The sequence below is a fragment of the Micromonospora sp. DT53 genome, from assembly GCF_049841535.1.
In the GTDB taxonomy this organism is placed as follows: Bacteria; Actinomycetota; Actinomycetes; order Mycobacteriales; family Micromonosporaceae; genus Micromonospora.
The window spans coordinates 256,912-283,365 of record NZ_JBNCKM010000012.1 but is presented as its reverse complement, the minus strand read 5'-3'; the positions used below and the strand labels follow the sequence as shown (position 1 = coordinate 283,365).

Sequence of the window (26,454 nt, the reverse complement as noted above, 5' to 3'; positions counted from 1 at the left end):
TACAGCTTCCACGCCGAAATCACAGTCTTCGAGAAAGGACTTGCCTCCCGCTCACAGCGCTAAACGCAACGGCGTTGACATGGATGTAGTGGCCTCCCGAAAAGCGGAGGCCACTACATCCTGGATCGAGCGCGATCTTGCCGGGCGCTGGCGTGGAGGGGGCGGGGTGGGGTGGGGTGGGGTTAGGCGGCGGTGGACCAGATGGCGCGGAAGGCGGCGGCCTCGCCGGAGAGCCAGCGTTCGATCTGGTCGGGCTTGGCGTCGGTGGGCATGCGGTGGGCCTGGCCGCGGCGGACGTCGACCAGGACCGGCTCGGCGTGCGGGAGCACCGCGTCCATGTGTCGGGCCATCAGGTGCAGGGTGGCGAGCACCGATTCCTCGCTCGGCGGGGTCTCGTCGAAGTGCAACCGGACCGCTTCGGCGCGGCCGTCGGCGTGGCGTACCCCGAACTGGGGGTTGATCTTGACGGGCAGGTCGCCCAGCATGGCCAGGGCGTCGCGGGTCTGGGCGAGGTCGACGGCGGCCGGCTCACCGAGGGAGTGCAGCCAGGTCGTGGCACCCGGGACGAGCGCCTGGTAGAGAGGGCGCCAGCGTGGCTTGACCACGTCGACCACCCCGGCGAGGTGCGTGCCGCCGGTGTGGAAGGCGATGTCGGCCTTGAGCGCCTTGACGAACTGGCCGTGCGGGTTGAAGCCGGACCGGCTGGCTCGCTGCTTGCGCAGCCCGCCCACGAAGGTCGCCTTGGTGGGGCCGGTGCGGTCGACGTAGCGGGTGAAACCGAGCAGGGTGGCGTAGGGGGTGAGGGGCGTGGAGGCGGGCGCGGTCACGGGCGTCCTCCCGGGTCGTAATCCTGCAGGTCAGGAACTCGATTAGTACATACATTCTAATCGACGGGTCTGACATCGCCCAGCGAAAGAAGGGGCGTGGAAGACACGACAAAGGGGGCCGTCCGACGTACGGACGACCCCCTGTCGAGATGGTCGCTAGAGCTGACCGACGTCGGTGATCCGCACGACCGCGGCACCGACCTCGTCCGAGGCCGCCAGGTCGATCTCGGCACTGATGCCCCAGTCGTGGTCGCCGTTGGGGTCGTCGAAGCTCTGCCGTACGGTCCACCGCTCCCGACCCTGCTCGATCATGAGCAGCGCCGGACCGCGGGCATCCGGACCGACCCCGATGGAGTCGTACTCCTCGAAGTACGGCGCCAACGCGTCGGCCCACGCGTCGTAGTCCCAGCCGTCCTCGGCGTCCAACTCGGCGAGCAGGTCCCAGCGGCGGAGCGCGGCCAGCTCGACGCGGCGGAACAGCGCGTTGCGCACCAGCACCCGGAACGCCCGCGCGTTGCGCGTCACCGCCGGTGGCCGATCGGTCAGCGCGGCGTGCGCCTGGGCCACCTCGGCCACGTCGGACGGGTTGCGCAGCCGCTCCCACTCGTCGATGAGACTGGAGTCGACCTGGCGGACCAGCTCGCCCAGCCACTCGATGAGGTCGATCAGCTCCTCGGTCTTGGCGTCCTCGGGCACGGTCTGCCGCAACGTCTTGTACGCGTCGGCCAGGTAGCGCAGGACCAGGCCTTCCGAGCGGGTCAGCCCGTAGAACTGCACGTACTCGGTGAAGGTCATGGCCCGCTCGTACATGTCGCGGACGACGGCCTTGGGGGAGAGCTGGTGGTCGGCGACCCACGGGTGCCCCTGCCGGTACATCTCGTACGCGGCCTCCAGCAGCTCGGCCAGGGGCTTCGGGTGGGTCACCTCGTCGAGCAGTTCGAGGCGCGCCTCGTACTCGATGCCCTCCGCCTTCATCGCGGCGACCGCCTCGCCGCGCGCCTTGAACTGCTGCGCGGAGAGGATCTGCCGGGGGTCGTCGAGGATCGACTCGACCACGCTCAGCACGTCGAGCGCGTACGAGGGGGACTCGGCGTCGAGCAGCTCGATCGTGGCCAGGGCCAGAGGCGAGAGCGGCTGGTTGAGCGCGAAGTCGAGCTGGAGGTCGACGGTGAGCCGGATCCGCCGGCCGGTCTCGTCCGGCTCGGGCAGCTCCTCGACCACCCCACCGGCGCGCAGCGCCCGGTAGATCGCGATGGCCCGGCGGATGTGCCGGCGCTGGGCGGCGGGCTCCTCGTGATTGTCGGTGAGCAGGTGCCGCATCGCGGTGAACGCGTCCCCGGGCCGGCCGATGACGTTGAGCAGCATCGAGTGGCTGACCTGGAAGCTGGAGGTCAGCGGCTCCGGCTCGGCGTCGACGAGCCGGTCGAAGGTGGGCTGGCCCCAGCCGATCGAGCCCTCCGGTGGCTTCTTGCGGACCACCTTGCGCCGCTTCTTCGGGTCGTCGCCGGCCTTCGCGAGGGCCTTCTCGTTGTCGATGACGTGCTCGGGGGCCTGCACCACGACCCGGCCGATGGTGTCGTAGCCGGCCCGGCCGGCCCGCCCGGCGATCTGGTGGAACTCCCGGTTCTTCAGCAGCCGGGTACGGACCCCGTCGTACTTCGACAGGCCGGTGAACAGCACGGTGCGGATCGGCACGTTGATGCCGACGCCGAGGGTGTCGGTGCCGCAGATGACCTTGAGCAGGCCGGCCTGGGCGAGGGTCTCCACCAGTCGGCGGTACTTGGGCAGCATGCCGGCGTGGTGCACGCCGATGCCGTGCCGGACCAGTCGGGACAGCGTCTTGCCGAAGCCGGCGGTGAACCGGAAACCGCCGATCGCCTCGGCGATCATGTCCTTCTCGGCGCGGGTGCAGACGTTGACGCTTGTCAACGCCTGGGCGCGTTCCAGCGCGGCGGCCTGGGTGAAGTGCACCACGTACACCGGGGCCTGCTTGGTCTCCAGCAGTTCCTCGAGTGTCTCGTGCAGCGGCGTCATCGCGTACGAGAAGATGAGCGGGACCGGCCGCTCCGCCGTGCGCACGACGGCGGTGGGCCGCCCGGTGCGCCGGGTCAGGTCGTCGACGAAGCGGGTGGTGTCCCCCAGGGTGGCGGACATCAGGATGAACTGGGCCTGCGGCAGCTCGATGATCGGCACCTGCCACGCCCAGCCCCGGTCGGGCTCGGCGTAGAAGTGGAACTCGTCCATGATCACCTGGCCGACGTCGGCCTTCGTGCCCTCGCGCAGCGCCAGGTTGGCCAGGATCTCCGCGGTGCAGCAGATGATCGGGGCGTCGGCGTTGACGCTGGCGTCGCCGGTGAGCATGCCGACGTTCTCGGCGCCGAAGACCTCGCAGAGCGCGAAGAACTTCTCCGACACCAACGCCTTGATCGGCGCCGTGTAGAAGGTCGTCCGGCTGTCGGCGAGGGCCGCGAAGTGCGCGGCGATCGCCACCAGGCTCTTACCCGAGCCGGTGGGCGTGTTCATGATCAGGTTGGCGCCGGAGACGATCTCGATGACCGCCTCTTCCTGATGAGGGTAGAGGTCGAGGCCGCGCTCCTTCGCCCAGCCGGCGAACGCGTCGAAGAGGGTGTCGGGGTCGGCGCTTGTCGGCAGCGCGGCGGTGAGCGTCATAGCCTGTCCATGGTGCCTGGATCATGCCCCGGTACGCCAACCCGGCCCGCACCGGACCCCCGCCGGAGCGTCCCGAACGCCCGGTCACGTTCCGGTTCGGGCGTTTCGCCGGTCACCGTCGGCGGTACAGCAGGTCCGCGACCGGCCGACCGGCCGTGATCGCCCGCCGCTCGAACTTCGTCACCGGTCGGTGCGCCGGCCGCGGCGCGAAGCCGCCGTACGCGTCCACCAGCTCCGGGTCCGCCTCCAGCGTCTCCCGCATCGCCTCGGCGTACTCGGCCCAGTCGGTCGCGCAGTGCACCATGCCGCCGGGCCGCAGCCGGGACCGCAACAGGGCCACGTGCCCCGGCTGGATGATCCGCCGCTTGTGGTGGCGGGACTTCGGCCACGGATCCGGGAAGAAGACGTGTACGGCGTCCAACACGCCCTCAGGCAGGCCGCTGACCAGGGACAACGCGTCACCCTGCGCCACCCGCACATTGCGCAGGCCATCGCGCTCCACCAGGTGGAGCAGGTTGGCGATTCCCGGCGTGTGTACCTCGACCGCCAGATAATCTCGATCCGGGTCGGCGGCGGCCATCGCGGCGGTGCTGTCGCCCATGCCCGAGCCGATCTCCAGCACGACGGGCGCCCGGCGACCGAACAGGTCGGCCAGGTCGACGGGCACCACAGGTCCGTCCGGCACATCCAGGCCGTACGCGGGCCACAGCCGGCTCAGCGCGTCGGTCTGCCGGTCGCTCATCCGACCCCGGCGGGGGTGGAACGTGCGGATCGTCCGGCTCGCGGGCGGGACGGCGGGGTCATGGTCGGTGGCGGTCACAGCGACCCGAGCGTACGCGACGCCGCCGACGGATCGGATGTGATGTGCGACCGGAAATGAGAGGATCCAACTGGTACGGCAGGTCGGGTGCTCCACCGCCCGACCCGGCCGCACGGCGTCGAGAGGGGGCATCGTGAAACTGACCCACGGCGTCGTGACCCTGTCGCTGGTGGCCGTGTTCGCCGGCCCCCTGCTGGCCGCCGCGCCCGCCCTCGCGGCGCCCGAGCGTGCCGCCGTCGCTCTTGCCACATCCCAGCCTGCCGTCGCCGTCTTTCCCGTGCCCGAGCGGGCTAGTGCCGTTCTTGCCGTGCCCGAGCAGGCTGTTGCCGTCGCGCCCGTGCCCGAGCGAGCGGTCGTCGCCGCGCCAGCGCCGCAGCCCGAAGGGCCGCCCGGTGGCGCACCCCAACCGGCGCCGTCGGTGGACATCTTCGTCGAGGTGAGCCCCAGCACGGTGCAGCCCGGCTACCTGGTCGGCATCCGGGCCAGTTGCCGGGACAACTCGGTGGGCGCCACCGTGGTCTCCGACGCCTTCGGGGCGGTCGGCGTGCAACCGCAGCGCGGGGTGCTCACCGCCGCGCCGATGGTCCGCGAGCGCACCCGCCCCGGCAACTACCGGGTCAAGCTGGAGTGCCGCGACGGCGAGACCGCCTCGACCATGCTTCAGGTGGTCAAGAAGATCCCCAACCAGCCGAGTCGGGGACCGGCGACCGGCTTCGGTGGGAGCAGCGGCGGGATGACCGGCAAGCTGCTGCTGCCCGGCGGCGCGGCACTGACCATCACCGGGCTGATCCTCGCCGTGATGGCGCTGCGCCGCCCCCGAGCCGACGCGCGTCGCTGAGCCCGCCATGACGATCTTCCGCCCCACGCCGCCGCCGGCCGGTTCACGCCCGCCGTTGCCTGGTCGTCCCGCGTCGCCGCCGGACGCTGCCCGCCAGCCGTTCGCCGGCCGTCCCGCCTTGCCACCCGATGACGTTCGGCTGCCCTTGGACGACGGCTGGCCGGACTCCGACCGCTCGCCGGATCCCCAGCGCCCGCCGGATCCCGACCGCCCGTCGGTGGCGGCGCGTCCGGCGACCGCTGTCGCCCCCCGGCGTAGTCGTCCGTCCGGCCGCAGCCCCTGGTCCGTACCGGTGGCCGTGGTGTTGGTGTTGGCCGGGGTCTTCGCCACCGGGGCTGGGCTGGGCCGTTCGGTCGGCCCGTTCGACCTCGCCCCGACCGGCGGTGACCAGCCGGCCCGCAGTGAGTCGGCCGGGTTGTCGGCCAGTCGTCCGGTGCGCCTCTCGGTGCCCGCGATCAAGGTGGCCGCGCCGGTGGCGCCCGTCGGGCAGGCGCGGGACGGCTCGATCGCCGTACCGCCGCTGGAACGGCACAACGAGACCGGTTGGTACGACCGTGGGCCGACGCCCGGTGAGCCCGGCCCTGCGGTGATCGTCGGGCACGTGGACACGAAGACCGGCCCGTCGGTCTTCTACGACCTGGGCAAGCTGCACCCCGGCGACCTGATCGAGGTGGCCCGGGCGGACGAGTCGGTGGTGGTGTTCCGGGTCGACACCGTCGAGCACTTCCCGAAGGACCAGTTGCCCGCCGAGCGGATCTACGGCCACGACGGGCCACCCGGGCTGCGGTTGATCACTTGCGGTGGGCAGTTCATCGGGGGCCGCACCGGCTACGCCGACAACGTCATCGCCTTCGCGACGCTCCAGTCCTCCCGCAAGTCCTGACACCGTCCCCGGCTCGGTGTCAGCTCAGGAAGGCCAGGAGCTGGCGGACGGTCTCGTCGGGGGCTTCCTCCGGGATGAAGTGCCCGACCGGGACCGGCTCGCCGCGTACGTCGTCGGCCCACTCCCGCCAGATCGCCAGCGGGTCGTCGTAGAGCTTCGCCACCTGGCCCTGCTGGCTCCAGAGAAACAGCACCGGGCAGGCGATCTTCCGTTTCCCACGGTCGGCCTCGTCCTGCTGGTAGTCCAGCGTAGCGGCGGCGCGAAACTCTTCGCAGATCGCGTGCACGGTGGCGGGGTCGCTGAACTGCTTGACGTACGCCGCGCGTACCTCGGCGCGGAAGGCGTCCTTCACCGTGGGCCAGGTGTCGAGCATGAAGTCGACGAGCACCGCGGGCGCCGCCTTGATGAGCTGCTCGGGCACCGGCGCCGGTGCCGCCAGGAAGGACCAGACCCAGTAGGAGAGGCTGAACGTCTTGTCGGCGCGGTTGTAGACGTCCCCGATGGGGACGACGTCCATGACGGCCAGTCGGGTGACCACGTCCGGTTCGTCCAGTGCGAGACGGTACGCGCAGCGGGCCCCACGATCGTGGCCGACGAGTCGGAACTGCTCGTGGCCCAGACTCCGCATCACCTCGATCTGGTCGCGGGCGATGGCTCGCATGCTGTACGGCTCGTGATCCGCGGTGCTCGGCGGCTTGCCGCTGTCGCCCCAGCCCCGCAGGTCGGTGGCGACGACCGTGTAGTTCTCGGCGAGCCGTGGCGCGACCTGGTGCCACATGAGGTGCGTCTCGGGGATGCCGTGCAGCAGCAGAACGGGCGGCCCGCTCCCGCCCCGGCGTCCGTGGATCGTCGCGCCGGGCGTGTCGATGTCGAATTCCTCGAAGCCGTCGAACATGGCCAGAATCTCCCCGCACCTTGGGATGCGCCCTGACCGAACGGGGTGGACTGGCAGGTAGGGCGACTGGTGGCCGGCTATTCGGGCCGCCTCGACGCTATCAACGCGCCCCACCTCAGGGCGCCGGATCCGGTCAAGATCGTGCTCCAACCAGGATGTAGTGGCCTCGCGGCGCGGGGAGGGGACTACATCCAGGATCGAGCACGATCAAGGCGTCGGCTGCCGAGCCACGCCGGCCTCGACGCGCCCAGCGCGCCTGAGCCGCCCCGCCCCGTCGTCGCTTGGCCAAGGTTCCCGCACTCTCGGTGGAGACTGCTGCCTCACGACTTGTCGAGGCGGGGACTCCGCCCGTGTCTGAGGGACCGGCGGGGAGGTGGCTACGGCTGGGGGACGTGTAGGGCCACCTCGAACTCCAGCAGGCTGGCGCCTGTGGAGACCGGTGGGCGGGGCTTGTCGCCGGGGGCGGCGGCGTGGGCGGCGCGCGAGGGGCCGGCGGCCCACGCCTGGAACGCTTCTTCGCTCTCCCACTTCGTGTAGACGAAGTAGCGGGTCTCGCCGGCCACCGGGCGGAGGAGTTCGAAGCCGAGGAAACCGGGGGAGTTCTCCACAGTGCCGGCCCGGGCGGCGAACCGCTTCTCCAACTCCGCGCCGCCACCGGGCGGGACGTCGATTGCGTTGATTTTCACGACTGCCATCTGCCCACCCTAGCCAGCGGACGCGGCACCAGGACGGCAGCCCGCGGCACCAGGACGGCAGCCGGGACGACCGGGCGGGCTCAGAACGCCTCGACCGCCGGGACCAGGTCGGCGTCGACCACGATCGGCGCGTGGTCGGAGGGGCCCTTGCCCTTGCGGGCCTCGCGGTCCACGTACGCGGAGCGGACCGCTCGGGCGAACGGCGCGGACGCGTACACCAGGTCGATTCTCATGCCCTTGTTCTGGTGGAACATGCCGGCCCGGTAGTCCCAGTAGGTGAAGGGGTGCGGGCCCTTCATCGGGGTCGGTACGACGTCGCTGAGCCCCAGGTCGCGCAGCGCCGCGAGGGCCGCCCGCTCGGCCGGGGTGACGTGCGTGGAGTGGGTGAAGACCGCCGGGTCCCAGACGTCGGCGTCGGTCGGGGCGACGTTGAAGTCACCGCAGACCGCCAGCGGCAGACCGCCGGCCAGTTCGGCGTCCAGCGCGTCGCGCAGCGCCGCGAACCAGGCCAACTTGTACGCGTAGTGCGGGTCGTCAGGCGTTCGGCCGTTGGGCACGTACACCGACCAGACCCGCACCCCGTCGCAGGTGGCGGAGAGGGCGCGGGCCTCGGGCTCGGGAAAGCCGGGTTCGGCGGTGAAGCCGACCCGGACGTCGCCCAGCCCGACCCGGGACAGGATGGCGACCCCGTTCCACCGGCCGTCGCTGTGGCTGGCCACGGTGTAGCCCAACTCGCCCACCTCGGTCACCGGGAAGGCGCCGTCCGGGCATTTGGTCTCCTGTAGGCAGACGACGTCCGGCCCGGTGTCGGCCAGCCACTCCAGCAGCCGGGGTAGGCGGGCCTTCACCGAGTTGACGTTCCAGGTCGCCAGGCGCATGCCCCCAGCCTGCCGCATCCGCCGCCGCGACGCCGGGTCAGCTGCCCGGGGTGTCGCCGGGACGTGTCTGTTCGGCCAGGAACCGTTCCAGTTCCGCGCCGAGCTCGTCGGCCGTGGGCAGCGGGCCGGCGTCCGGGGCGAGCAGGCTCTTCTCGCCCCGACCCCGGGCGAACGCGTCGTACTGCTCCTCCAGGGCCTGGACCAGGGCTGCGGCGTCCTCGGTCTGCGCGACCTGCCTGTCGATCTCCACCCGGACCACCTCGGCGGCCGAACGGAGCCCGTCGCCGGGCAGCAGCAGCCCGGTGCTGCGCGACACCGAGGTGAGCAGCACCTCGGCGGCGGCCGGGTACTCGGTCTGCGCCACGTAGTGCGGCACGTGGGCGGCGAAGCCCAGCGCGTCGCGACCCTGCTCGCCGAGACGGAACTCCAGCAGGTGACCGACGCTGCCGGGAACCTGGACGCGTTGCAGCCAGGGCTCGTAGCCGCCGATCAGCTCGGGGCGGGTGGCGTGCGCGGTCACCCCGGTCGGTCGGGTGTGCGGGACCGCCATCGGGATCGAGTTGAGGCCCACGGTGAGCCGGACGTCCAACCGGGCGGCGAGCCCGGCGACGGCGGCCACGAAACGCTCCCACTGCAGGTCCGGTTCGGGGCCGGTGAGCAGCAGGAACGGGGTCTCGTCGTCGTCGTGCAGCAGGTGCAGCTCCAGCGTGGGCGCGTCGACGCTCTCCCAGTGGTCCTCGACGAAGGTCATCACCGGTCGTCGCGATCGGTAGTCGAAGAGCTGGTCGACGTCGAAGGTCGCGATCGGCCGACCCTCCAGCGAGGTGAGCAGCTGCTCACGCGCCAGTCGGCTGGCGTTTCCGGCGTCCACGAACCCGGTGAGGGCCTGGATCAGGACCGGCTGCCCGAGGTCGGGCAGATCGTCGGTGAGCTGGTAGAGCTCGTGTGGGTCGAGCACCGGTGCGGACCTCCCTGAAATGTGCCTGTGGGGCGCCGTCGCGACGGAGGGCACCCGTTCGGGCAACGTACCCGCCATCCTGGTGCATTCCTGCGCCGGGCGATCCGTTGGCCGGGCGGTGGGAGCGACCGGACTAATCGCCTGTTTACGCCACCAGGCCGAGCCCCCTGGCCGATCGACCGAGGGGCGGTTCGGCCCAAAGGCCGAGTTTGTCGATCATGTCAGGCTCGACGGTCGGATGTCCGGCCCTGTCACGGGCCGTGCCGGTCCGCGTGCGGCGCCAGCTTCATCCGGTACGCGAGGTCCGTTCCCCGGGCGGGTCGACCCGTCCAGGTCGTCCACCAGTCCGGGGTGAATCTGTGTCGATCACCACGTGATCACCGTGCGTGATCGGGGTTTTCACCTGCCTAGCCTCGGTTGATGCGTGACGACGGCACCCTCGACGACCCGTACGCCCCGAGCAGGCCCACGACCGATACGGAGGATGGCACCTCAACCGAACGGACAACCGCCGCGAGCCGGCTCCGGGCGTACGCCCGGGACCTGACCGGTCGACGTCGGGCGCAGCTCGCGCTGGCCACCGGTGTGGTGTGCTGCCTCGGTCTGGCCACGGTCGTCCAGGTGCGGAACGAGGACGCCGACGCGGCGACCCGAGGTGGATCGCTGTCCAGCTCCGAGCTGGCGCAGCGCGCCGAGCAGCAGCGCGCCTCCCGTGGCTTCGACCGCACGGCTGCCCCGAGTACGTCGGCCGCTGCCCCGTCCGCCGCGGCGAGCTCCGCCGACCCGGACACCACCGCGCCGGCCCGCAAGGTCGCCCCGGCGCGCCCGACCGACCCGGCACCGGTCGCCGGGCTGGACGACGACCAGATGGAGAACGCCGAGGCGATCGTCCGCACCGGCCGCAAGATGGGGGTGCCGCGCCGGGGTCTGGTGATCGCGGTGGCCACCGCCATGCAGGAGAGCAACCTCTACAACGTGGCCAGCGGCGTGCTGCCCGAGTCGCAGGACTATCCGCACCAGGGCGTCGGCTGGGACCATGACTCGGTCGGGTTGTTCCAGCAGCGTTCCAGCAGCGGCTGGGGCCCGGTGGGGCGGCTGATGGACCCCGAGTTCGCCACCCGGCAGTTCCTCAGCGCGCTGGAGCAGGTGCCCGGCTGGGAGCGGATGCGGCTCACCGACGCCGCTCAGGCGGTGCAGGTCTCGGCGTACCCCGAGCACTACCAGCAGCACGAGTGGCGGGCCACCCGGGTCGTTGACGCCATCGTGCCGGCGGGGCGGTAACCTTCCGCCCACTGTGGACGGTCAGGGTTGAGGCTGTCGCATCCCGGGTACATGTGTTGCGGGTTCCGGGTACACATGACTACGGGACCACCGACAGGAGGACGCCATGTCACTGATGCAGCGGATCACCACGTTCCTGAGATCGCCGAAGGGGCAGCAGTTGGTCGAGCGAGGTCGTCGCGAGATGGCCAAGCCGGGCAACCAGCAGAAGCTGAAGGGGTTGGCGGCCCGGCTGTCCAACCGCCGCCGCTGACCGCTCCATCGGCCGCCCTGTCCACCGTTCCCACCCCTGGGGAGACCTGGTGACCGACACTCCGCCCGCCGGCGGCCAGCCCGCCGCCCCTACTCCGCAGCCGTCCGTCGACCTGCCGGCAGGGCCGGTGGACGCCCCCGAGGGTCCGCCGGCCCGTCTCTGGGACCGGATGCGTGACGACCCGCAGTACGCGCCGGAGCACCTTGCCCTGGAGGCGGTGCGCCGCCTCGGGCCGGAGGCCGTGCAGTGGGCCGGCCGTGCCCGGGCCGAGCAGCCCGGGGTCTCCGCCGACGCCCTCGCCGACCAGGCGGCCCGCAAGTTCGTCAACCTGGCCCGACTGTCCGGCGCGGTCTCCGGCGCGGCCGGGCTGCCCGGCGCAGTGATCGACGTGGGCGTGCTGGCCTGGACCCAGGCGCGGATGGTGCTGCACGTCGCCGCCGCGTACGACGTCGACCCCCTGCACCACGATCGGGCCACCGACCTGCTGGTGCTCCAGCGGGTGCACAAGGTCGCCGAGAGCGCCCGGCTGGCGCTCGGTGTGGCCGCCGGCCGGGAACGTGCCGATGCGCTCTTCGGCCTGGGCGGCCAGCGTCCGCTCGGTCGGGTCATGCTGCAACTCGGCGTCCGGCTGGCCCAGATGGCCGGCGTCCGGGCCGCGAAGCGGCTGGTTGCCAAGATCGTTCCCGGTGCGGCCATCGTGCTCGGCACCTGGGCCAACTCGTCGGCCACAAAGGATCTCGCCCAGCGCTCCCGGGCTCTCTACCGTTCCCGGGGCAACGCCGTCCCGGAGCCGCGCCAGCCCTGACGGCCCGCCCTGTCCTCAGTTGGCCAAGCCGGAGGAGCGCCAGGTCACCTCGGCGATCCGGCCTTGGCCGGTGGCGTTGGGGTGGAACCAGTCCAGCGGGTTGAGCAGGTCCAGGGTGAACCGGACCTTGTGCAACGCGCCGCCGTCGTGCCGGCACCGTGATCCGTACGCCCGGCAGGCCGCCGTCAACTCGGCGTTGTAGGCGTCGATCCGGGCCCGGACGGCGGCCCGGCGGGCCCGGTCGGCGGGCGCGGTCGACGTCGCCTCGGCCAGCAGGGCCGGGCAGATGCCCCGCCGCCACGCGCGGGCCGCCCGGGCGTCGTCGTGCCCGACCTCCCAGAGCCGGTACAGGTCGGGGATGCTCACCACCAGCACCCGGGCCTTCGGCCGGCCGGTCCGCAGGACCCGCAGCCCCCGGTCGACGTCGGCCCGGAACTGCGCCACCGGCGTCATCGCGTCCACCCCGCCCCGACAGATGTCGTTGGCGCCGATCAGCACGGTGACGTAGTCGGCGCGGTCGCGTACCGCCGCCTGGGCCTGGCCAACGAGAGCGTCCGCGCGGGCGCCGGGACGGGCGTGGTTGTACGTCCGGCCGCGGATCGCCGAATTCTGTTCGAGCAGCCGTCGGTAGTGGCTCTGCACCCGCAGCCCGTCCCCGGTCGACCAGGAGTTGCGCTCGCAGGAGGTGAGCACCAGGCAGGAGGCGAAGCCGGTGCTTATCGAGTCGCCGAGGGCGGCGATACCGCCGGGCCCGCTCGACGGCGCGGCGCTCGTGGTGGGGCGGGGTGTCGCGGAGGTGCCACCCTCGCAGGCCAGCGCGACAAGCGCCGCGAGACAGGCCAGGGCGGCGACCCAGCGTCGAGGCATGACGTCTCCCGTTCCCGCAGCACAGAGCGACAGCGCGGTAACTCTATGCGTAGGACGGGGTTTGCCGGGAAGTTGCTGTCGGGTATGCGGCAGAACGCCGACGCGAGAGCCGCCGGGGTGCTATGCGTCGTCCCGCCAGGGCGCCGGGGTGCTACGCGTCCTGCCAGGGCGCCGGGCTGCTAGGCGTCCCGCCACGGCGCCGGGTGCTAGGCGTCCCGCCACGGCGCCGGGTGCTACGCGTCCCGCCACGGCGCCGGCTGGCCGTGCAGCCACCAGTGCAACGCCCGGGTGATCCGGGGCAGCACCAGATAGGTCATCAGCGGCGTCAGACAGAGCGTCATCAGCAGCACCCGGGCCGCCAGCGGCACCGCGTCGAGGAAGCGGCTCGTCAGCAGGGTGGCGGTCAGACTCAGTGGGAAGAACGCCAGCCAGATGGTCACCGCCTGCTTCCACCGAGGCGGCGACGTGGGTGGGACCGGCTCCACCGGGTCCACCGAGTGCTCCAGCGGCCTGTCGAACCAGCCCTCGATCCCGGTACGCCGCTCGACCCGGGTGTGCTCGACGATGCCCTGCGCCGAGCTGAGCCACCAGTGCCGCTGCGGCGACTCCTCCCACCGGCGCAGCGTCTCGGCGTCGGCGAAGCGATAGAGCATGTGCCACTCCGGCGAGCCGGGGCCGCTCTGCACCCAGCCGGCGCCGAGGAACCCGGGGAACGCCTCGGCCAGCGCGGTGCCGGCCCGCATCCAGGCCACCATCTCGCTGGCCCGGCCGGGGTCGACCCGGCGGGCGATGGAGACGGTCACCGGCACGGCGAGGGTCACTGACATGCGCCCATCCTGCGGTCGCCGGGGCCCCGGCGCGAACGGATGTGCCGGAGCACACCGGCGCGTCCGGGCGTGGAAGCGCGCCGTACCGGTTAACCGGGCCGATCGGGGGTAGGTCGGTGGGTATGACGAGATCGCAGCCCCGGCGCGCCCGTGGCACGGTCGGCCACGCGAACAGCGCGTTGAACCTTCGGCTCACCCTTGCCAGCTTCGGGCTGGTGATCATGGTGCTCTTCGCGGTGCTGGCGTTCTGGGCCGGCATCGCCTGGCTCGGCGTACTCTGCGCGATCCTCGCCGTGGTCGCCGTGGTCGACCTGGTCGTGATCCAGCGCCGCCGCGCCGCCCGCCGCCGCGAGGAGCCGGGCGTTCGACACTCGTTGTTCGAGTGACAGGAGGACGAGATGCCCCACATCGCCACCACCAACCCCGCCACCGGACAGGTGCTCAAGACCTATGAGGCGATGTCCACCGAGCAACTCGACGACGCCATCGAGCGCACCGACCTCGCGTTCCAGCAGTTGCGGGGGACGACCGTCGACCAGCGCGCCCGGTGGATGAACGCCGCGGCCGACCTGTTGGACGCCGAGCGCGACGAGATCGCCCGCATCATGACCACGGAGATGGGCAAGACGTACGTCGCGGCGCAGGCCGAGGTGACCAAGTGCGCCACGGCCGCCCGCTTCTACGCCGACAAGGCCCCCGCGTTCCTCGCCGACGAGCCGGCCGACGCCGCCGCCGTGAAGGCGATCCGGGCGTTCATCCGCTACCAGCCGATCGGCGTGGTGCTCGCGGTGATGCCGTGGAACTTCCCGCTCTGGCAGGTGATGCGCTTCGCCGCCCCGGCGCTGATGGCCGGCAACACCGGCCTGCTCAAGCACGCCTCGAACGTGCCGCAGACCGCGCTGCTGCTGGAGGACGTGTTCCGGCGGGCCGGCTTCCCCGAGGGTGCCTTCACCACAGTGCTCGTCGACTCGGAGGCCGTCGACCACATCCTCAGTGACCCCCGGGTCCGCGCCGCGACGCTCACCGGCAGCGAGCCCGCCGGTCGGTCCATCGCGCAGATCGCCGGGCGGGAGCTGAAGAAGACAGTCCTCGAACTCGGCGGCAGCGACCCCTTCGTGGTGATGCCCTCCGCCGACGTGGACCGGGCCGCCGAGGTGGCCACCACCGCCCGCTGCCAGAACAACGGCCAGTCCTGCATCGCCGCGAAGCGGTTCATCGTGCACACCGACGTGTTCGACGCCTTCGCCGAGAAGTTCGCCGCCAACATGGCCGCGCTGCGCGTCGGCGACCCGATGGACCCGAACACCGACGTCGGGCCGCTGGCCAGCGCGCGTGGCCGCGACGAGGTGCACGCCCAGGTCCGCGACGCGGTGGACCACGGCGCGACGGTCCTCTGCGGCGGCGAGCCGCCGACCGGCGACGGCTGGTTCTACCCGCCGACAGTGGTCACCGACCTCACACCGCAGATGCGGATGTGGTCCGAGGAGGTCTTCGGCCCGGTCGCCGGCCTGTTCCGGGTCTCGTCGTACGAGGAGGCCATCGAGGTGGCCAACGGCACCAGCTTCGGGCTCGGCTCGAACGCCTGGACGCGGGACCAGGCCGAGCAGGAGCGCTTCGCCACCGACCTGGACGCCGGCAACGTCTTCATCAACGGGATGACCACCTCCTACCCGGAGTTGCCGTTCGGCGGTGTGAAGAACTCCGGTTACGGACGGGAGTTGTCGGCGTTGGGCATGCGGGAGTTCTGCAACACCAAGACGGTCTGGGTGGGCGAGGGCGCCGCCTCGGCCGGCGCCGGCGCGCACGCCGAGTAGTCCGGGGCGCGGCACGCGTCAGCCGGTGCCGTCGTGGGTAGGAAGTGTGCCCATGACGTCGTTCGGTTTCCACGCCTCGCATGAGCAGATCGGTCCGCGCGCCCTGTTGGAGGCGGTGATGCACGCCGAGCGGGCCGGCTTCGACGCCGCCATGTGCTCCGACCACTTCTCCCCGTGGAGCGCCCGGCAGGGTGAGTCCGGCTTCGCCTGGTCCTGGCTGGGCTCGGCGTTGCAGGCCACCGGCATGCCGTTCGGCGTGGTCAACGCACCCGGCCAGCGGTACCACCCGGCGATCATCGCGCAGGCCATCGGCACGCTCGGCGCGATGTACCCGGGCCGGTTCTGGGCGGCCCTGGGCACCGGCGAGGCCAGCAACGAGCACATCACAGGTGATCCGTGGCCGCGCAAGGACGTGCGCACCGCTCGACTGCGCGAGTGCGTGGACGTGATCCGGGCCCTCCTCGCCGGCGAGGAGGTCAGTCACGACGGTCTGGTCCGGGTGGATCGCGCCCGGCTGTGGACCCGCCCCGAACAGCCGCCCGCGCTGGTCGGCGCCGCCGTCAGCGTGGCCACCGCCCGCTGGTGCGCCGAATGGGCGGACGGACTGATCACCGTGAACGCCCCGGTGGCGCACCTGCGCGAGATGATCGACGCGTACCGGGACGCGGGCGGGCGTGGGCCGCTGCACCTCCAGGTGCACGTCTCCTGGGCGCCGGAGCAGGCGCAGGCCGAGGCGCTCGCGTACGACCAGTGGCGCAGCAACGTCTTCGCCCCGCCGGTCTGCTGGGACCTGGAGACCGTCGAACACTTCGACGCGGTCTCCGCCGACGTGCCGGCGCAGCGGATCGCCGAGGTGGTGAACGTATCGGCGGACCTGGGCCGGCACGTCGGCTGGCTGGAGGGGTACGCGCAGCTCGGCTTCGACCAGATTGCCCTGCACCACGTCGGGCAGGAGCAGCGCGGCTTCATCGACGCGTTCGGCGCGGAGGTGCTGCCGAAGCTGCGCCCGGGCGGCTGATCGAGGCCGGATAGGCGTACCCCTAGGCTCGTACCCCATGGAAAGCCTGTTTCCGGTCGTCGTCTTCCTGGCGATCGCCACCCTGGGCGCCGCGTTGGCCCGCCGGCTCGGCCTGCTCGCCCCGATCGTGCTGGTCGTCCTCGGCCTGGCGCTCTCGTTCGTGCCGGGCTTCCCGCAGGTGGAACTCGACCCGGAGTTGGTGCTGGTCGGCATCCTGCCGCCGCTGCTCTACGTGGCCGCGCTGGAGACCTCGGTGCCGGCGTTCAAGAACAACATCCGGCCGATCCTGCTGCTCGCGGTCGGCCTGGTGTTGTTCACCGCGTTCGTGGTCGGGTTGGTGCTGCACCTACTGTTGCCGCAGCTGCCGTTCGCGATCTGCCTGGCCCTCGGCGCGGTGGTCGCCCCGCCGGACGCCGTGGCCGCCACGGCCGTCGCCCGCCGGGTCGGGCTGCCCCGCCAGGTCGTCACCATCCTGGAGGGCGAGAGCCTGGTCAACGACGCGACCGCGCTTGTGCTGCTGCGAGTCGCGACGATGGCCACCATCGGCTCGGCCGTCGGCACCGACAAGATCGCCATCGAGGTGCTGCGGTCCACCGGCGGCGGCATCCTGATCGGGGCGCTCGGGGCGCTGGTGTTCGGCTTCCTGCATCGACGGATCACCGACCCGCTGCTGGACAACGCGCTGTCGCTGATCATCCCGTTCGCTGTGGTGTTCACCGCCGAGCACCTGCACGCCTCCGGTGTGGTCGCGGTGGTCGTCACCGGTCTGGTGCTCGGGCACAAGCTGCCCCAACTGCTGTCGGCGGCGTCCCGACTGCAGATCGGCGCGTTCTGGCGGCTGGTCCGATTCCTGCTGGAGGGCCTGGTCTTCCTGCTGGTCGGGCTCCAACTGCGGGAGGTGCTCCGTGACCTCGACGAGCCGATCGGCTCGCTCATCCTGATCACCCTCGCAGTGCTCGCCACCGTCTTCGTGACCCGGTTCGTCTGGCTCTTCCCGGCCACCTACCTGGCTCGGTTGGTGCCCCGTGTCCGCCGACGTGACGCCCGACCCTCACCGAAGTTCCCGATCATCATCGGCTGGGCCGGAATGCGAGGCGTGGTGACCCTGGCCGCCGCGCTGGCCCTGCCGCTGACCCTGGCCGGCGACGAGCCGTACCCCCGGGCGTTGTTCATCTGGCTGGCCTTCGCCGTGATCGTTTTCACCCTGGTCGGCCAGGGCGCCACCCTGCCGCTGGTCGCCCGCCGGTTGAAGCTTCCGCAGGACGACCCGGTGCAGGACGCGCTCTCCGCCGCCGGGGTGCAGCAGCAGGCCAGCAAGGCCGCCCAGGACCGCCTCGACGAGTTGGCCGACAGCGCACCGGATACGGTGGTGGACCGGCTGCGCCGAGCGGTGGAGGACCGTACCAACATGGCGTGGGAACGACTCGGCGGCGACGAGCGGGAAACCCCGTCGCAGGCGTACGGTCGGCTGCGACAGAAGATGATCGACGCCGAGCGGGATGTGTTCCGGGCCGCCCGGGACTCCGGTCGGATTCCGGAGGAGGTCCTCGTGCGCGCCTATCGTGACCTGGACCTGGAAGAGTCGTTGCTGCGAGAGGTTGAGAAGTGAGCTGTCAGCACCTGACCGAGGCCGGTGCCGCCGAACCGCGCACCCCCGACGAGTGCGCGGACTGCGTCGCCACCGGCGACACCTACTGGGTGCACCTGCGCACCTGCCTGAGCTGCGGGCAGGTCGGCTGCTGTGACTCGTCGCCGAACCAGCACGCGAGCAAGCACTTCGCGTCCACCGGCCACCCGGTGATCCGCTCGGCGCAGCCCGGCGAAGCCTGGCGCTGGTGCTTCGTCGACGAGGAGATCGGGTGACGGTCAGCCCGGGTGCGGTGACCGGTGGGCGCGGTCGGCCAGGGCGCGTCGGGTGAGCGGTGGCACGGCGAGGCCGGTGAGCGCGAGCAGCCCCGCCAGCGCCAGCCAGCCGACTGGGCCGCCGTCGATGATCAACCAGGTCAGCAGGGCCGGGCCCGCCGCGCGGACCAGCCCGGCGAGCAGTCCGTCGACCCCCTGATAGGCGCCGAGGGCGTCCGGTGCGGCGAGGTCGTAGGCTAGCGTCGCCCCGGCCCCGGCGTGCCACAGGTCGCCCACGGTGTAGATCACCGTCGCGCCCAGCAGCAGGCCGACCGCCACAGTGCTGGGCACGACGGCGCTCGCGGCCCAGAGCAGCATCCCGGCCGCGAGCACCAGCCCGGCCCGGCGCATCGTCGTCGCCGCCGGCACCGCGTGCCGGGCCCTCCCGCTGAGCCGTACGGCGAGCAGCACGGTGAGCAGCGTGTTGACCAGCAGGAAAGCGGAGACCGTCACCAGCGGCGCGTCGGTGTGCGCCACCACCCACAGCGGCAGCACCAGCGTCAACGCCACGTGGTGCACGGAGAGCACCGCCGAGGCACCGACGACCGCGAGGAACGGCCCGTCGCGCAGCGCCCGGCCGGCTCTCTGCCGCAGGGGTCGCCGGGCCGGTGGGTACGCCGGGAGTCGCATGATCAGCGCCGCCGAAACCAGATAGGTGGCGACGTTGCCGAGCACCAACAGTCGGTACGCCCACCCGGTGTCCGCCACCAGCGCGAACGCGGCCAGCCCCGCACCGAGCGCCACGCCGAGGTTCGCCACCGCGCGCAGAGTGGCGAAGGCGTGCACCCTGCCCCGCGGGCCGCCCACCGCCGCGACCAGCGCGGCGCGGACGGCGAGGTTGCCGGAGATCAGCAGAGCGTCCAGTGTGGCCACGAGCAGAAAGACCGGGAAAGAGCCGACCAGCAGGTACGCGGCGGCGACAACCGCCTGCGCCAGTTGCAGGACGGCGCGCAGGCTCCGCGGGTCACGCTGGTCGGCGAGCCCGCCGAGCGGCACGCTGGCAGTGAGCCCGACCAGGCCGGCGAGAGTAAGACCGAGCCCCACCTCCGTCGGGGTCAGCCCCACGGCGCGGGTGAGGTAGAGCGCCGCACCCGCCACCCACAGCCCGGTGCCGACCGTGTTGGCGAGGGTGGCCAGCGACAGGGTGCGCAGCCGTCCGGGTGGCGGCAGCGGCGCCAGCGACCGCCGGCGGCCGCGAACCTCCGCTGTGGTGCCCATTCACCGACCCTAGAGCCGCCGTCTGCTCATCGATGCTCCGCGTGGTGTGGTGCCCGTCGCATTCCGGGTCCAGGCCGATCTCGGGTGGGCTCAGCACAAAGATCCACTCGTCTTGCCTGACCACAGCCATCACCTTGTTGCCGTGATCGGGTCGGCCGTCCTCCCCGGCCGCCCAAGCGGAACTGACGAACCGGACCTTTCCGCCAGTTGACCATGACCGTCCGCCCTGGCCGCGTGGCCTGTCACCTCCTGATCGGCAGGGCACGGTCTTGGGGAGGTCACGTCCTCCGGTGGTACTGGTTGCGGCGAGGGAGCCGGTCCGGGTCGAGCCAAGCCGGCGGAACGAATTCGGGGTGACCGTCGCCGTCGAGCCGGACGGTCCACTCACCATGGTGGACGTGTCGGTGATGGTGGCCGCAGAGCAACACGGCGTTGGACAGGCTGGTGCTGCCGCCGTCGGCCCAGTGGTGGATGTGGTGGGCGTCGCACCAGCGGGGCGGGCGGTCGCAGCCGGGAAAGGCGCAGCCTCGGTCGCGCAGGACCAGAGCGCGTCGCAGGGGACCGGTGATGAGCCGGCGTTGCCTGCCCACGTCGAGCGTCTGGCCGCTGCCGCCAAGGACGGCGGGCAGGATCGCGGCGTCGCAGGCGAGGCGGCGGACCGTCTCCGGGGTGAGGTGCAGGCCGGTGTCGAGAGTGCCGGCGCCGAGCCGCTGGGCCAACGTCTCGAAGCTGGTGGTGACGACGACCTGGGCGGGTTCGCCGCCGTGCTCGGGCAGCTCACCGGTGCGCAGGGCAAGCCGGCAGAGGTCGGCGAACGCGTCGTGCCGGCGTTGCCCGGGAGAACGCGGATCGTCTGGGCCGGACGGTGCGGTCAGCGGGTCGATCGCGGCGCGCAGCAGGCCGGCCGCCTCGCCGTCGAGGATGCCGGACAGTCGCAGTCGGCCGTCCCGGAGCTCGGACAGCGTCACATGGCGGTCTCGGCAGGTTCGGCGGGCTTCGGCCTCCATCGCGGCCTTGGCGGCGGCATCGGCGACCTCGGGGGCGACGTGGTCGAGGATCCGGGTGCTCAGCTTGCGCAGCAGGGTCGGCTCGAACTGCCGGGCCCACTCGACCAGGACACCGACCGCCTTCTCGGCCGCCTCGGCGCCAGCGGCCGTGTGCACAGTGCTGACCGTGTCGCCGATGACCCGGACCTGCTCCACGTCGACCGATCCACCGGCCAACGCATCCCGCACACCGACCGGGGCGGCATCGAGCGTCGCCCCCAGTTCGACCAGACGACGGGCGGCACCAACCCCGAGCCGCAACCGGTCCCGCAACCACACGGCAGTCGAGGACGCGCCCTGCGCGGTAGCGGTGCCTCGGCCGTCAAGCTCCCGGACGAGGGCCAGCTTGACCGCGGCCAGACGCTGCTCAAGCCGGTGCGCGGTGTCGAGTGCCGCGACGAGGTCGTGCTCCGGAAGAGCCCAGGTCGACGCGTCGAGGCAGTCGCCGACTGCCGCCTCCGCCCGCGCCAACCCTTCCAACATGGACCGACGATAGAACAGGTGTACGACAACTCCGGGCTCGGTTGGCAGGCCACGTTCGGTCGCTTCCGGCAGCGGCGACGGGCGCCCACTGTGGTCGTCGTCAAGCCCGACTCAGCGGCTCATGCCGTCCACAAGACGTTCGGTGGCGAGGCAGGAGACGAGACAGCGCTCCTTCGCGTCACCGCTCAATCGGGAGGTCCAGTCGGTGAGGCCGCCGTCGCCGACCTCCAGGCTGCCGTCGTGGACGGTGATCCTCAGGGCGCACCCCGTGTAGTAGCCGCGACCGCGAGACCTCTCGGGTTCGTCCACGAGCGGCACCACGTCCCCGTCGAGTGCCGGGCGGACGGTGTCGGCCAGCCGTTCCCGGACGAGCCGGTCGTCGAAGGTCGTGACGTGCAACTGAGGCGCGGCGGTGGGTGCCAACTCGGCGAGGACGGTCCGCCAGTAGGTGAGGTGCCGGACCAGCAGCCGGGCCTGCGTGCCGCCCGAGCCAGTGTCCCGAGCGCTGGACACCAGGGCGAAGAGCCGGAAGTGCGCCGACGCGCCGCTGCCGAAATCCTGCGCCCGCAGCACCCGATGGGCGGCGGCCAGGTGCACCTCGCTCTGTCGACGGCGACGCACGGACGCCTCGACGGCGAGGGCGTTGGTGGGGTCGCTCAGCACCTCGCTGGCGCGCGCGGTGGTGACGATCCTGTTCTGGCTGACCGGTGCGACCGCCGAGCAGGTGCCGAGCGGTACGACAGGTGACAGCTCCACTCCGGCGACGTCGGCGGGCAGCAGCTGCCACATCCGGGCCTCCACCCGTGCCAGCACACGGGGGTCGGCACGGGCCGGGCGGACGAAGCGATCCTCGCGCCAGCGGCGCGCCACCTCGGACGGGCGCACGGTCGCCGCCCGATCGCGGGCCACGCTCAACAGGAGACTGCGCAGGTCCGCGCCGGACAGCCCGGCAAGCGCCGCCCGCGTCCCCGCCGGCATCGCCGCCCACACCCGACGCTCCGCGCCGGCCAGTTCGCCGCCATCCATGGCGTCACCATGGCTCACCAGGCGCGTCCGAGCCATCGGTTTTGCGGGGCGTCCGGCCGCTCGTACCCCGTCTATGCTTCGCCGACGGTGCGAGCGTCGGCAGGGGACGGACATGATTGACACGATCTTCTTCGATGTTGGTGGGACGATTCTCGACGAGTCTCACGAGTTCGCCGCCTGGGCCGACTGGCTCGGGGTGCCGCGGCACACGTTCTCGGCGGTCTTCGGCGCGGTGATCGCCAGGGGTCTGGACTATCAGGAGACGTTCCGGGTCTTCCGGCCCGATTTCGATCTGACGGCCGAGCTGGAGCGTCGGGCGGCTGCCGGCCAGCCGGAGTCGTTCGCCGAGGAGGATCTCTACCCGGACGCGCGAGTTTGCCTGGAGTCCTTGAAGGACCAGGGTCTGTTCGTGGGCCTGGCCGGTAATCAGCCAGCTCATGCGGAGGCGACCCTGCGCGCTCTCGACCTCCCCGTGGACGTCATCGGCACGTCGCACGGCTGGGGCGTGGCGAAGCCGGCACCGGCGTTCTTCGAGCGGGTCGTCGACGCGGGTGGTGGTGTCGCGTCGTCGATCCTGTACGTCGGCGACCGGCCCGACAACGACGTACGCCCAGCCCTGGAGGCTGGCATGAAGACGTGCCTGATCCGGCGTGGCCCGTGGGGGCACATCCTCGACCCCTCGACCGTGGCCGAGCGGTGCTTGTTCCGGATCGACTCGCTGGACGAGCTTCCCGGCCTGGTCGCGAAGCACAACGCGGCCGGCGGTTGACCCGCCGGCCGCGTGTTCGTGCGGTCCTGGTGGCCGCCTTCCCCGGGCGGCCACCAGGACCTGGCTCAGCTCAGCGAGCAGGCCGCTCCGTTGACGGTGACCAGGCCGGGGCTCGGGTTGGCGCCCCCGCCGGTCGTCGCGTTGAAGCCGAACGTCACAGTGCCGCCGGGTGCGATCTTGGCGTTGTACGACTCGTTGCGGGCGGTCACCGTCGCGCCGGACTGGGCGACCTTCGCCAGCCACGCCTCGCGCACCCGCTGGTCACCGGTGAACGCGAAGCGCACGCTCCAGCCGTTGACCGCGGTGGCACCCGTGTTCTGGATGGTCAGCTGCCCGGTGAACCCGGTGCCGCCCTGCCAGGCGCCGTAGTTGACGTAGCGCGCCGTGCAGGTGGTGGCCGGGACCGCGCCGGCGTCACCCTGGTCGGCCAGGAACGAGGAGATCCAGGCCAGCGCCGAGTTCCAGTTGATCGCCACCTCGTTTGTCGAGTACGAGTTGATGTCGTCGACGTAGCAGAACATCGGCTCGCAGCCGGCTAGCAGTTGTGCCACGAACGGGTCCTGGAGGGCCGCGTTCGGGCCACCGGCGAGGGAGCCGGCGGGCGGTCGGGGCAGGTTCGGGTCGAGCTGGTGGCCGAAGATGCGGCTGTGCTGGTTCTGCGCGGCGTGCTCTCCCCACCCGGTCACGTAGGAGATGTTCAGGGCGTTGCGACCGAGGATGTAGTCCATGGCCTGTACGGCGCCGTCGCGGTAGGCCGGGTTGCGGGTCAGGTCGAACGCGGTGGCCAGCACCACGGCGTTGTTGATGACGTTGCTGTTGCCGCCCCAGAAGTAGCTGTTGGCGTCACCGGGCATCGGCAGCCCGTACGCCTGCCGGCGCAGCTCGGCCAGGTAGGTGTCGGCGGCGGCGGTGACCGAGGAGCGGACCCGGGCCAGATCGGCGGCGGGCAGCCCGTTCGGCACGGTGGCCAGGTCGAGGCGGCCCAGCGCGGCGACGCTCTGCCAGCCGAAGCCCCGCGCGTCGAACACGTTTCCGGTGTGGTGACTTGAGGCCGTCAGGTCGGCCAGGTAGTTCTGCGCCCCGGTGGTCAGGTACAGCTCGGCCGCCGCCCAGTAGAACTCGTCGGTGACGTTGCTGTCGTCGTACGCGCCGCCGCCGGTGCCGTCGGTCGGGCTGGCGTACAGCACCGGGTGGGTCTTGGCCGCAGCGTAGGCGGTCTTCGCGGCAGTGCCGCAACGGGTCGCGAACGCCGCGTCGTAGGGGGCGAAGAGCCGGGCGCACTGCGCGGCGGTGGCGGCGAGGTTGAGGGTGGCCGCGGTCGACGGCGGGTGCAGCTCGCGCGGCTGCGGGTCGTCCTGCGGGGCGAGGGGCAGCCCGGTCCAGTTCTGGTCGTGGATCTTGTGGTGGACCATGCCGGCGAGCGGCTTGCCGGCGGGCACCTGCATGCGCAGCAGGAACTCCAGCTCCCAGCGGGCCTCGTCGAGGATGTCCGGAACCCCGTTGTCGCGCTCGGGCACCCGCAGCGTGCCGTCGGCGAGTTCCGCGCCGCCGTTGGCGGTGGCCGCCGTCCTGGTCCGCTCGAAGGTGCTCAACAGCTGGTAGGTGGCGATGCCGCCGTTGACCACGTACTTGCCGTGGTCGCCGGCGTCGTACCAGCCGCCGCGCACATCAAGGGAGTAGTCGCAGATACCCGGCTGGCAGGGCACGTTGGTGTCGCCCTTGTTGGGTGCGACGTCGAGGTGGCCGGCGGGTCGGGCGTACTCGTCGCCGATCAGGTCGCCGTCGATGGCGATGCCGCTGCGCTGGGCGTAGAAGAACTGCAACGAGTCGGAGCGCAACTGGTCGTAGAGGGCGCCGGAGATGTCGAACGGGTGGCTGGTCTCGCCGTCCACGGTGAGCGTGAGCCCGGTGCCGGGGGTGCGGTAGCCGGAGAAGTCGACAGTCTGCACGTTCTGCCCGGAGGCGGCGTCGACACCGCGTGCGGTGGTGGTGCCGCTGGCCACGACGGCACCGGCGGCGCTGCGCAGCTGCCAGGGCAGCGGTTGGGTGGCCTCGGTGACGACCGTGGCGTTCTTCGGGCCGCTGGGAAGGTAGCCGACCTGGTTGACCCGCACCCGTGGCCCGGTGTCCGGCTCGTACGGCTCGGGTGGCTCGCCGCCGCGCAGCGAGACGTCGTCCAGGCAGATGGTCTGCGCCTGGGCCGAACCGCCGACCTGGAAGATCAGCTGCGCGTTGGGGTTGTCGTCCGGGACGGTGAAGGTCTGCTCGACCCGCTGGAGGGTGCCGGTCGCGGTGGCGTCCACTGCCGCGTACGTGGTGTACGGGGCGCTGCCGAGCTGCAGCACGGCCTTGACCGCGGCGCCGGGGGTGGCGGAGACCGCGAAGCCGAGGGTGTATTCGGCGCCGGCGGTCAGCGGTACGCCGTCCTGGCCGATGCCGGCGTCCCACGGGTTGGCCAGCCCACCGGCGACGGTGGTGCAGAGCTGGCCGTCGGTGACCGCCAGCGCGCCGGTGCCGAAGGAGAACCAGGGGCTCACTCCGGCGCTGAAGTCGCCGTTGTCGATCTGCTCGGGGGCGTCCGGTGGTGGGTCGGCGTGGGCCGCGCCGGCGCCCGCGCCGGTGAGGGCCAGAGTGGTCGCCGCAGCCAACAGGAGGCGGCGTCGGGATGACGTCACGGGGAGTCCTTCCGGGACGGAAAGTGGGACGGTGGCGGTGACAGGTGTGGTCGAGGAACCTGGGAGCGCTCCCAGGTGTCTGCTCGATGTTTCCAGTGCCGGTGCGCCATGTCAATTGATCTGGTTGGATGGGTTCTGGCGTCCGACGAGGGCGGTCAGCCCGGATGGCGCCCCCGGACGCGGCGCCACCCGAACGTGAGATTGGCCGCGCCACGCGCCGTCGTCCTGATCTCCTAGAGACAACTGCGCCCTTCGCCTGGCAGGCTGCCTCCCATGACCCTGAAGCTGCGTTCCGTGGGAACGAGCGACCGTGGGCTGATCCGCAGCGGAAACCAGGACGCCCTGCACGCCGGCACCTGGCTCGTCGCCGTCGCCGACGGCATGGGCGGGATGGCCGCCGGCGACCTGGCCAGCGCCCTCACCATCGACGCGGTCGCCCCGCTGGACGTGGAGACACCCGAGGACGCCCTGGTGGCCGCGCTCGAGGGTGGCATCGCGCTGGCCACCTCCCGGATCCGACAGGCGGTCGCCGAGGATCCCGAGCGCCAGGGCATGGGCACCACGCTGACCGCCCTGCTCTTCGCCCGCACCGGCAGCTGCCTGGCCCTCGCGCACGTCGGCGACTCCCGGGCCTACCTGTTCCGCGAGGGCGTGCTCAAGCAGGTCACCCGGGACGACACGTTCGTCCAGATGTTGGTGGACCAGGGTGTGATCACCGCGGACCAGGCCAGCAGCCACCCGCGCCGCGCCGTGGTCACCCAGGCGCTGCAGGGCGACGAGGTCTCCCCGTCGTACGCGACAATGGTGCCCCGGGCCGGCGACCGGTGGCTGTTGTGCAGCGACGGCCTCTCCAACGTGGTCCGCCCGGACACCCTCAACGAAGTGCTCACCGGCTATCCGGACCGGGACGCCTGCGCCGCCAAGCTGATCGACCTGGCGCTGCGCGCCGGCGCGCCGGACAACGTCACAGTCGTGGTGGCCGACGTCGTCGAGGAGTAGGCCGGCG

The 26,454-nt window shown here is 71.8% G+C and carries 25 protein-coding genes; 12 read left to right on the top strand and 13 right to left on the bottom strand.

Translation table 11 applies throughout. The features are described from left to right. Positions 1 to 182: 182 nt before the first annotated feature. The 3 genes from ACLQ3B_RS31100 to trmB form a co-directional block, all read right to left on the bottom strand. Positions 183 to 827: a hypothetical protein gene (locus tag ACLQ3B_RS31100; protein WP_425784231.1), complete on the bottom strand. Its 645-nt coding sequence runs from the start codon at positions 825 to 827 to the stop codon at positions 183 to 185. Positions 828 to 983: 156 nt separating this feature from the next. After that, positions 984 to 3,497, bottom strand: coding sequence for a DEAD/DEAH box helicase (locus ACLQ3B_RS31095; protein WP_425784230.1), 2,514 nt, complete (start codon positions 3,495 to 3,497; stop codon positions 984 to 986). Between the two features lie 112 nt (positions 3,498 to 3,609). Further along, on the bottom strand, positions 3,610 to 4,317 hold the full coding sequence (gene trmB, locus ACLQ3B_RS31090) for a tRNA (guanosine(46)-N7)-methyltransferase TrmB (RefSeq protein ID WP_425784229.1): 708 nt from the start codon (positions 4,315 to 4,317) through the stop codon (positions 3,610 to 3,612). A gap of 130 nt (positions 4,318 to 4,447) precedes the next feature. Between trmB and ACLQ3B_RS31085 the strand changes: the two genes are divergently transcribed. Further along, positions 4,448 to 5,155: a hypothetical protein gene (locus ACLQ3B_RS31085; RefSeq protein WP_425784244.1), complete on the top strand. Its 708-nt coding sequence runs from the start codon at positions 4,448 to 4,450 to the stop codon at positions 5,153 to 5,155. Positions 5,156 to 5,372: 217 nt separating this feature from the next. After that, complete coding sequence (locus ACLQ3B_RS31080) at positions 5,373 to 6,038, top strand: class F sortase (RefSeq protein ID WP_425784243.1); 666 nt, start codon at positions 5,373 to 5,375, stop codon at positions 6,036 to 6,038. 19 nt (positions 6,039 to 6,057) lie between these two features. Here the strand turns inward: ACLQ3B_RS31080 and ACLQ3B_RS31075 are convergent, their stop codons facing one another. From ACLQ3B_RS31075 to ACLQ3B_RS31060, 4 genes are all read right to left on the bottom strand, one after another. Next, the gene (locus tag ACLQ3B_RS31075) at positions 6,058 to 6,933 is read right to left on the bottom strand and encodes an alpha/beta fold hydrolase (protein WP_425784228.1); all 876 of its coding nucleotides are present in this window, start codon (positions 6,931 to 6,933) and stop codon (positions 6,058 to 6,060) included. Positions 6,934 to 7,310: 377 nt separating this feature from the next. Next, positions 7,311 to 7,628, bottom strand: a complete 318-nt coding sequence (locus ACLQ3B_RS31070; protein WP_210781367.1) for an antibiotic biosynthesis monooxygenase family protein — start codon at positions 7,626 to 7,628, stop codon at positions 7,311 to 7,313. A gap of 80 nt (positions 7,629 to 7,708) precedes the next feature. Then, entirely contained in the window at positions 7,709 to 8,506 is a 798-nt protein-coding gene (locus ACLQ3B_RS31065; RefSeq protein WP_425784227.1) for an exodeoxyribonuclease III, read from the bottom strand. Between the two features lie 37 nt (positions 8,507 to 8,543). After that, entirely contained in the window at positions 8,544 to 9,464 is a 921-nt protein-coding gene (locus tag ACLQ3B_RS31060; RefSeq protein WP_425784226.1) for a proteasome assembly chaperone family protein, read from the bottom strand. A 420-nt stretch (positions 9,465 to 9,884) separates the two neighbouring features. Between ACLQ3B_RS31060 and ACLQ3B_RS31055 the strand changes: the two genes are divergently transcribed. From ACLQ3B_RS31055 to ACLQ3B_RS31045, 3 genes are all read left to right on the top strand, one after another. Then, positions 9,885 to 10,745, top strand: a complete 861-nt coding sequence (locus ACLQ3B_RS31055; RefSeq protein WP_425784225.1) for a peptidase M23 — start codon at positions 9,885 to 9,887, stop codon at positions 10,743 to 10,745. Positions 10,746 to 10,851: 106 nt separating this feature from the next. Continuing rightward, a complete protein-coding gene (locus ACLQ3B_RS31050; protein WP_167457721.1) occupies positions 10,852 to 10,998 on the top strand; it encodes a hypothetical protein in 147 nt (48 codons plus the stop codon). 49 nt (positions 10,999 to 11,047) lie between these two features. Continuing rightward, the gene (locus ACLQ3B_RS31045; RefSeq protein ID WP_425784224.1) at positions 11,048 to 11,803 is read left to right on the top strand and encodes an EcsC family protein; all 756 of its coding nucleotides are present in this window, start codon (positions 11,048 to 11,050) and stop codon (positions 11,801 to 11,803) included. A 15-nt stretch (positions 11,804 to 11,818) separates the two neighbouring features. Here ACLQ3B_RS31045 and ACLQ3B_RS31040 read toward each other — a convergent pair whose 3' ends face one another. Beyond that, positions 11,819 to 12,670, bottom strand: coding sequence for a GDSL-type esterase/lipase family protein (locus ACLQ3B_RS31040; protein ID WP_425784223.1), 852 nt, complete (start codon positions 12,668 to 12,670; stop codon positions 11,819 to 11,821). A gap of 233 nt (positions 12,671 to 12,903) precedes the next feature. Then, positions 12,904 to 13,497 carry an antibiotic biosynthesis monooxygenase gene (locus tag ACLQ3B_RS31035; protein WP_425784222.1) on the bottom strand — a complete coding sequence of 198 codons (594 nt, stop codon included), beginning with the start codon at positions 13,495 to 13,497 and terminating at the stop codon, positions 12,904 to 12,906. A gap of 122 nt (positions 13,498 to 13,619) precedes the next feature. Here ACLQ3B_RS31035 and ACLQ3B_RS31030 point away from each other — a divergent pair, with 122 nt between their 5' ends. From ACLQ3B_RS31030 to ACLQ3B_RS31010, 5 genes are read left to right on the top strand one after another with little or no spacing between them, the layout of a single operon-like run. Next, on the top strand, positions 13,620 to 13,883 hold the full coding sequence (locus tag ACLQ3B_RS31030; RefSeq protein ID WP_238677198.1) for a DUF6343 family protein: 264 nt from the start codon (positions 13,620 to 13,622) through the stop codon (positions 13,881 to 13,883). A gap of 12 nt (positions 13,884 to 13,895) precedes the next feature. Then, positions 13,896 to 15,311 carry an NADP-dependent succinic semialdehyde dehydrogenase gene (locus ACLQ3B_RS31025; RefSeq protein WP_425784221.1) on the top strand — a complete coding sequence of 472 codons (1,416 nt, stop codon included), beginning with the start codon at positions 13,896 to 13,898 and terminating at the stop codon, positions 15,309 to 15,311. 52 nt (positions 15,312 to 15,363) lie between these two features. Beyond that, entirely contained in the window at positions 15,364 to 16,329 is a 966-nt protein-coding gene (locus tag ACLQ3B_RS31020) for a TIGR03885 family FMN-dependent LLM class oxidoreductase (RefSeq protein WP_425784220.1), read from the top strand. Positions 16,330 to 16,366: 37 nt separating this feature from the next. Continuing rightward, on the top strand, positions 16,367 to 17,938 hold the full coding sequence (locus ACLQ3B_RS31015) for a Na+/H+ antiporter (RefSeq protein ID WP_425784219.1): 1,572 nt from the start codon (positions 16,367 to 16,369) through the stop codon (positions 17,936 to 17,938). Next, positions 17,935 to 18,192 (top strand): UBP-type zinc finger domain-containing protein, encoded by a 258-nt coding sequence (locus ACLQ3B_RS31010; RefSeq protein WP_238682894.1) that lies wholly within the window; start codon positions 17,935 to 17,937, stop codon positions 18,190 to 18,192. The genes ACLQ3B_RS31015 and ACLQ3B_RS31010 overlap by 4 nt, the downstream gene beginning before the upstream one ends. A 3-nt stretch (positions 18,193 to 18,195) precedes the next feature. Here ACLQ3B_RS31010 and ACLQ3B_RS31005 read toward each other — a convergent pair whose 3' ends face one another. The 3 genes from ACLQ3B_RS31005 to ACLQ3B_RS30995 all read right to left on the bottom strand — a co-directional run bounded on the left by ACLQ3B_RS31005 (position 18,196) and on the right by ACLQ3B_RS30995 (position 22,004). Continuing rightward, positions 18,196 to 19,449, bottom strand: coding sequence for an MFS transporter (locus ACLQ3B_RS31005; RefSeq protein ID WP_425784218.1), 1,254 nt, complete (start codon positions 19,447 to 19,449; stop codon positions 18,196 to 18,198). 278 nt (positions 19,450 to 19,727) lie between these two features. Beyond that, positions 19,728 to 20,978 (bottom strand): DUF222 domain-containing protein, encoded by a 1,251-nt coding sequence (locus tag ACLQ3B_RS31000; protein ID WP_425784217.1) that lies wholly within the window; start codon positions 20,976 to 20,978, stop codon positions 19,728 to 19,730. A 111-nt stretch (positions 20,979 to 21,089) separates the two neighbouring features. Beyond that, on the bottom strand, positions 21,090 to 22,004 hold the full coding sequence (locus tag ACLQ3B_RS30995; protein ID WP_425784216.1) for a hypothetical protein: 915 nt from the start codon (positions 22,002 to 22,004) through the stop codon (positions 21,090 to 21,092). A gap of 112 nt (positions 22,005 to 22,116) precedes the next feature. On the opposite strand from ACLQ3B_RS30995, the gene ACLQ3B_RS30990 reads away from it, so the two are divergent. Continuing rightward, the gene (locus ACLQ3B_RS30990) at positions 22,117 to 22,773 is read left to right on the top strand and encodes an HAD family hydrolase (protein ID WP_425784215.1); all 657 of its coding nucleotides are present in this window, start codon (positions 22,117 to 22,119) and stop codon (positions 22,771 to 22,773) included. Between the two features lie 65 nt (positions 22,774 to 22,838). On the opposite strand, the gene ACLQ3B_RS30985 is transcribed toward ACLQ3B_RS30990, so the two are convergent. Further along, a complete protein-coding gene (locus ACLQ3B_RS30985) occupies positions 22,839 to 25,448 on the bottom strand; it encodes a glycoside hydrolase family 9 protein (protein WP_425784214.1) in 2,610 nt (869 codons plus the stop codon). 273 nt (positions 25,449 to 25,721) lie between these two features. On the opposite strand from ACLQ3B_RS30985, the gene ACLQ3B_RS30980 reads away from it, so the two are divergent. Continuing rightward, a complete protein-coding gene (locus ACLQ3B_RS30980) occupies positions 25,722 to 26,447 on the top strand; it encodes a PP2C family protein-serine/threonine phosphatase (protein WP_425784213.1) in 726 nt (241 codons plus the stop codon). Positions 26,448 to 26,454 lie beyond the last annotated feature (7 nt).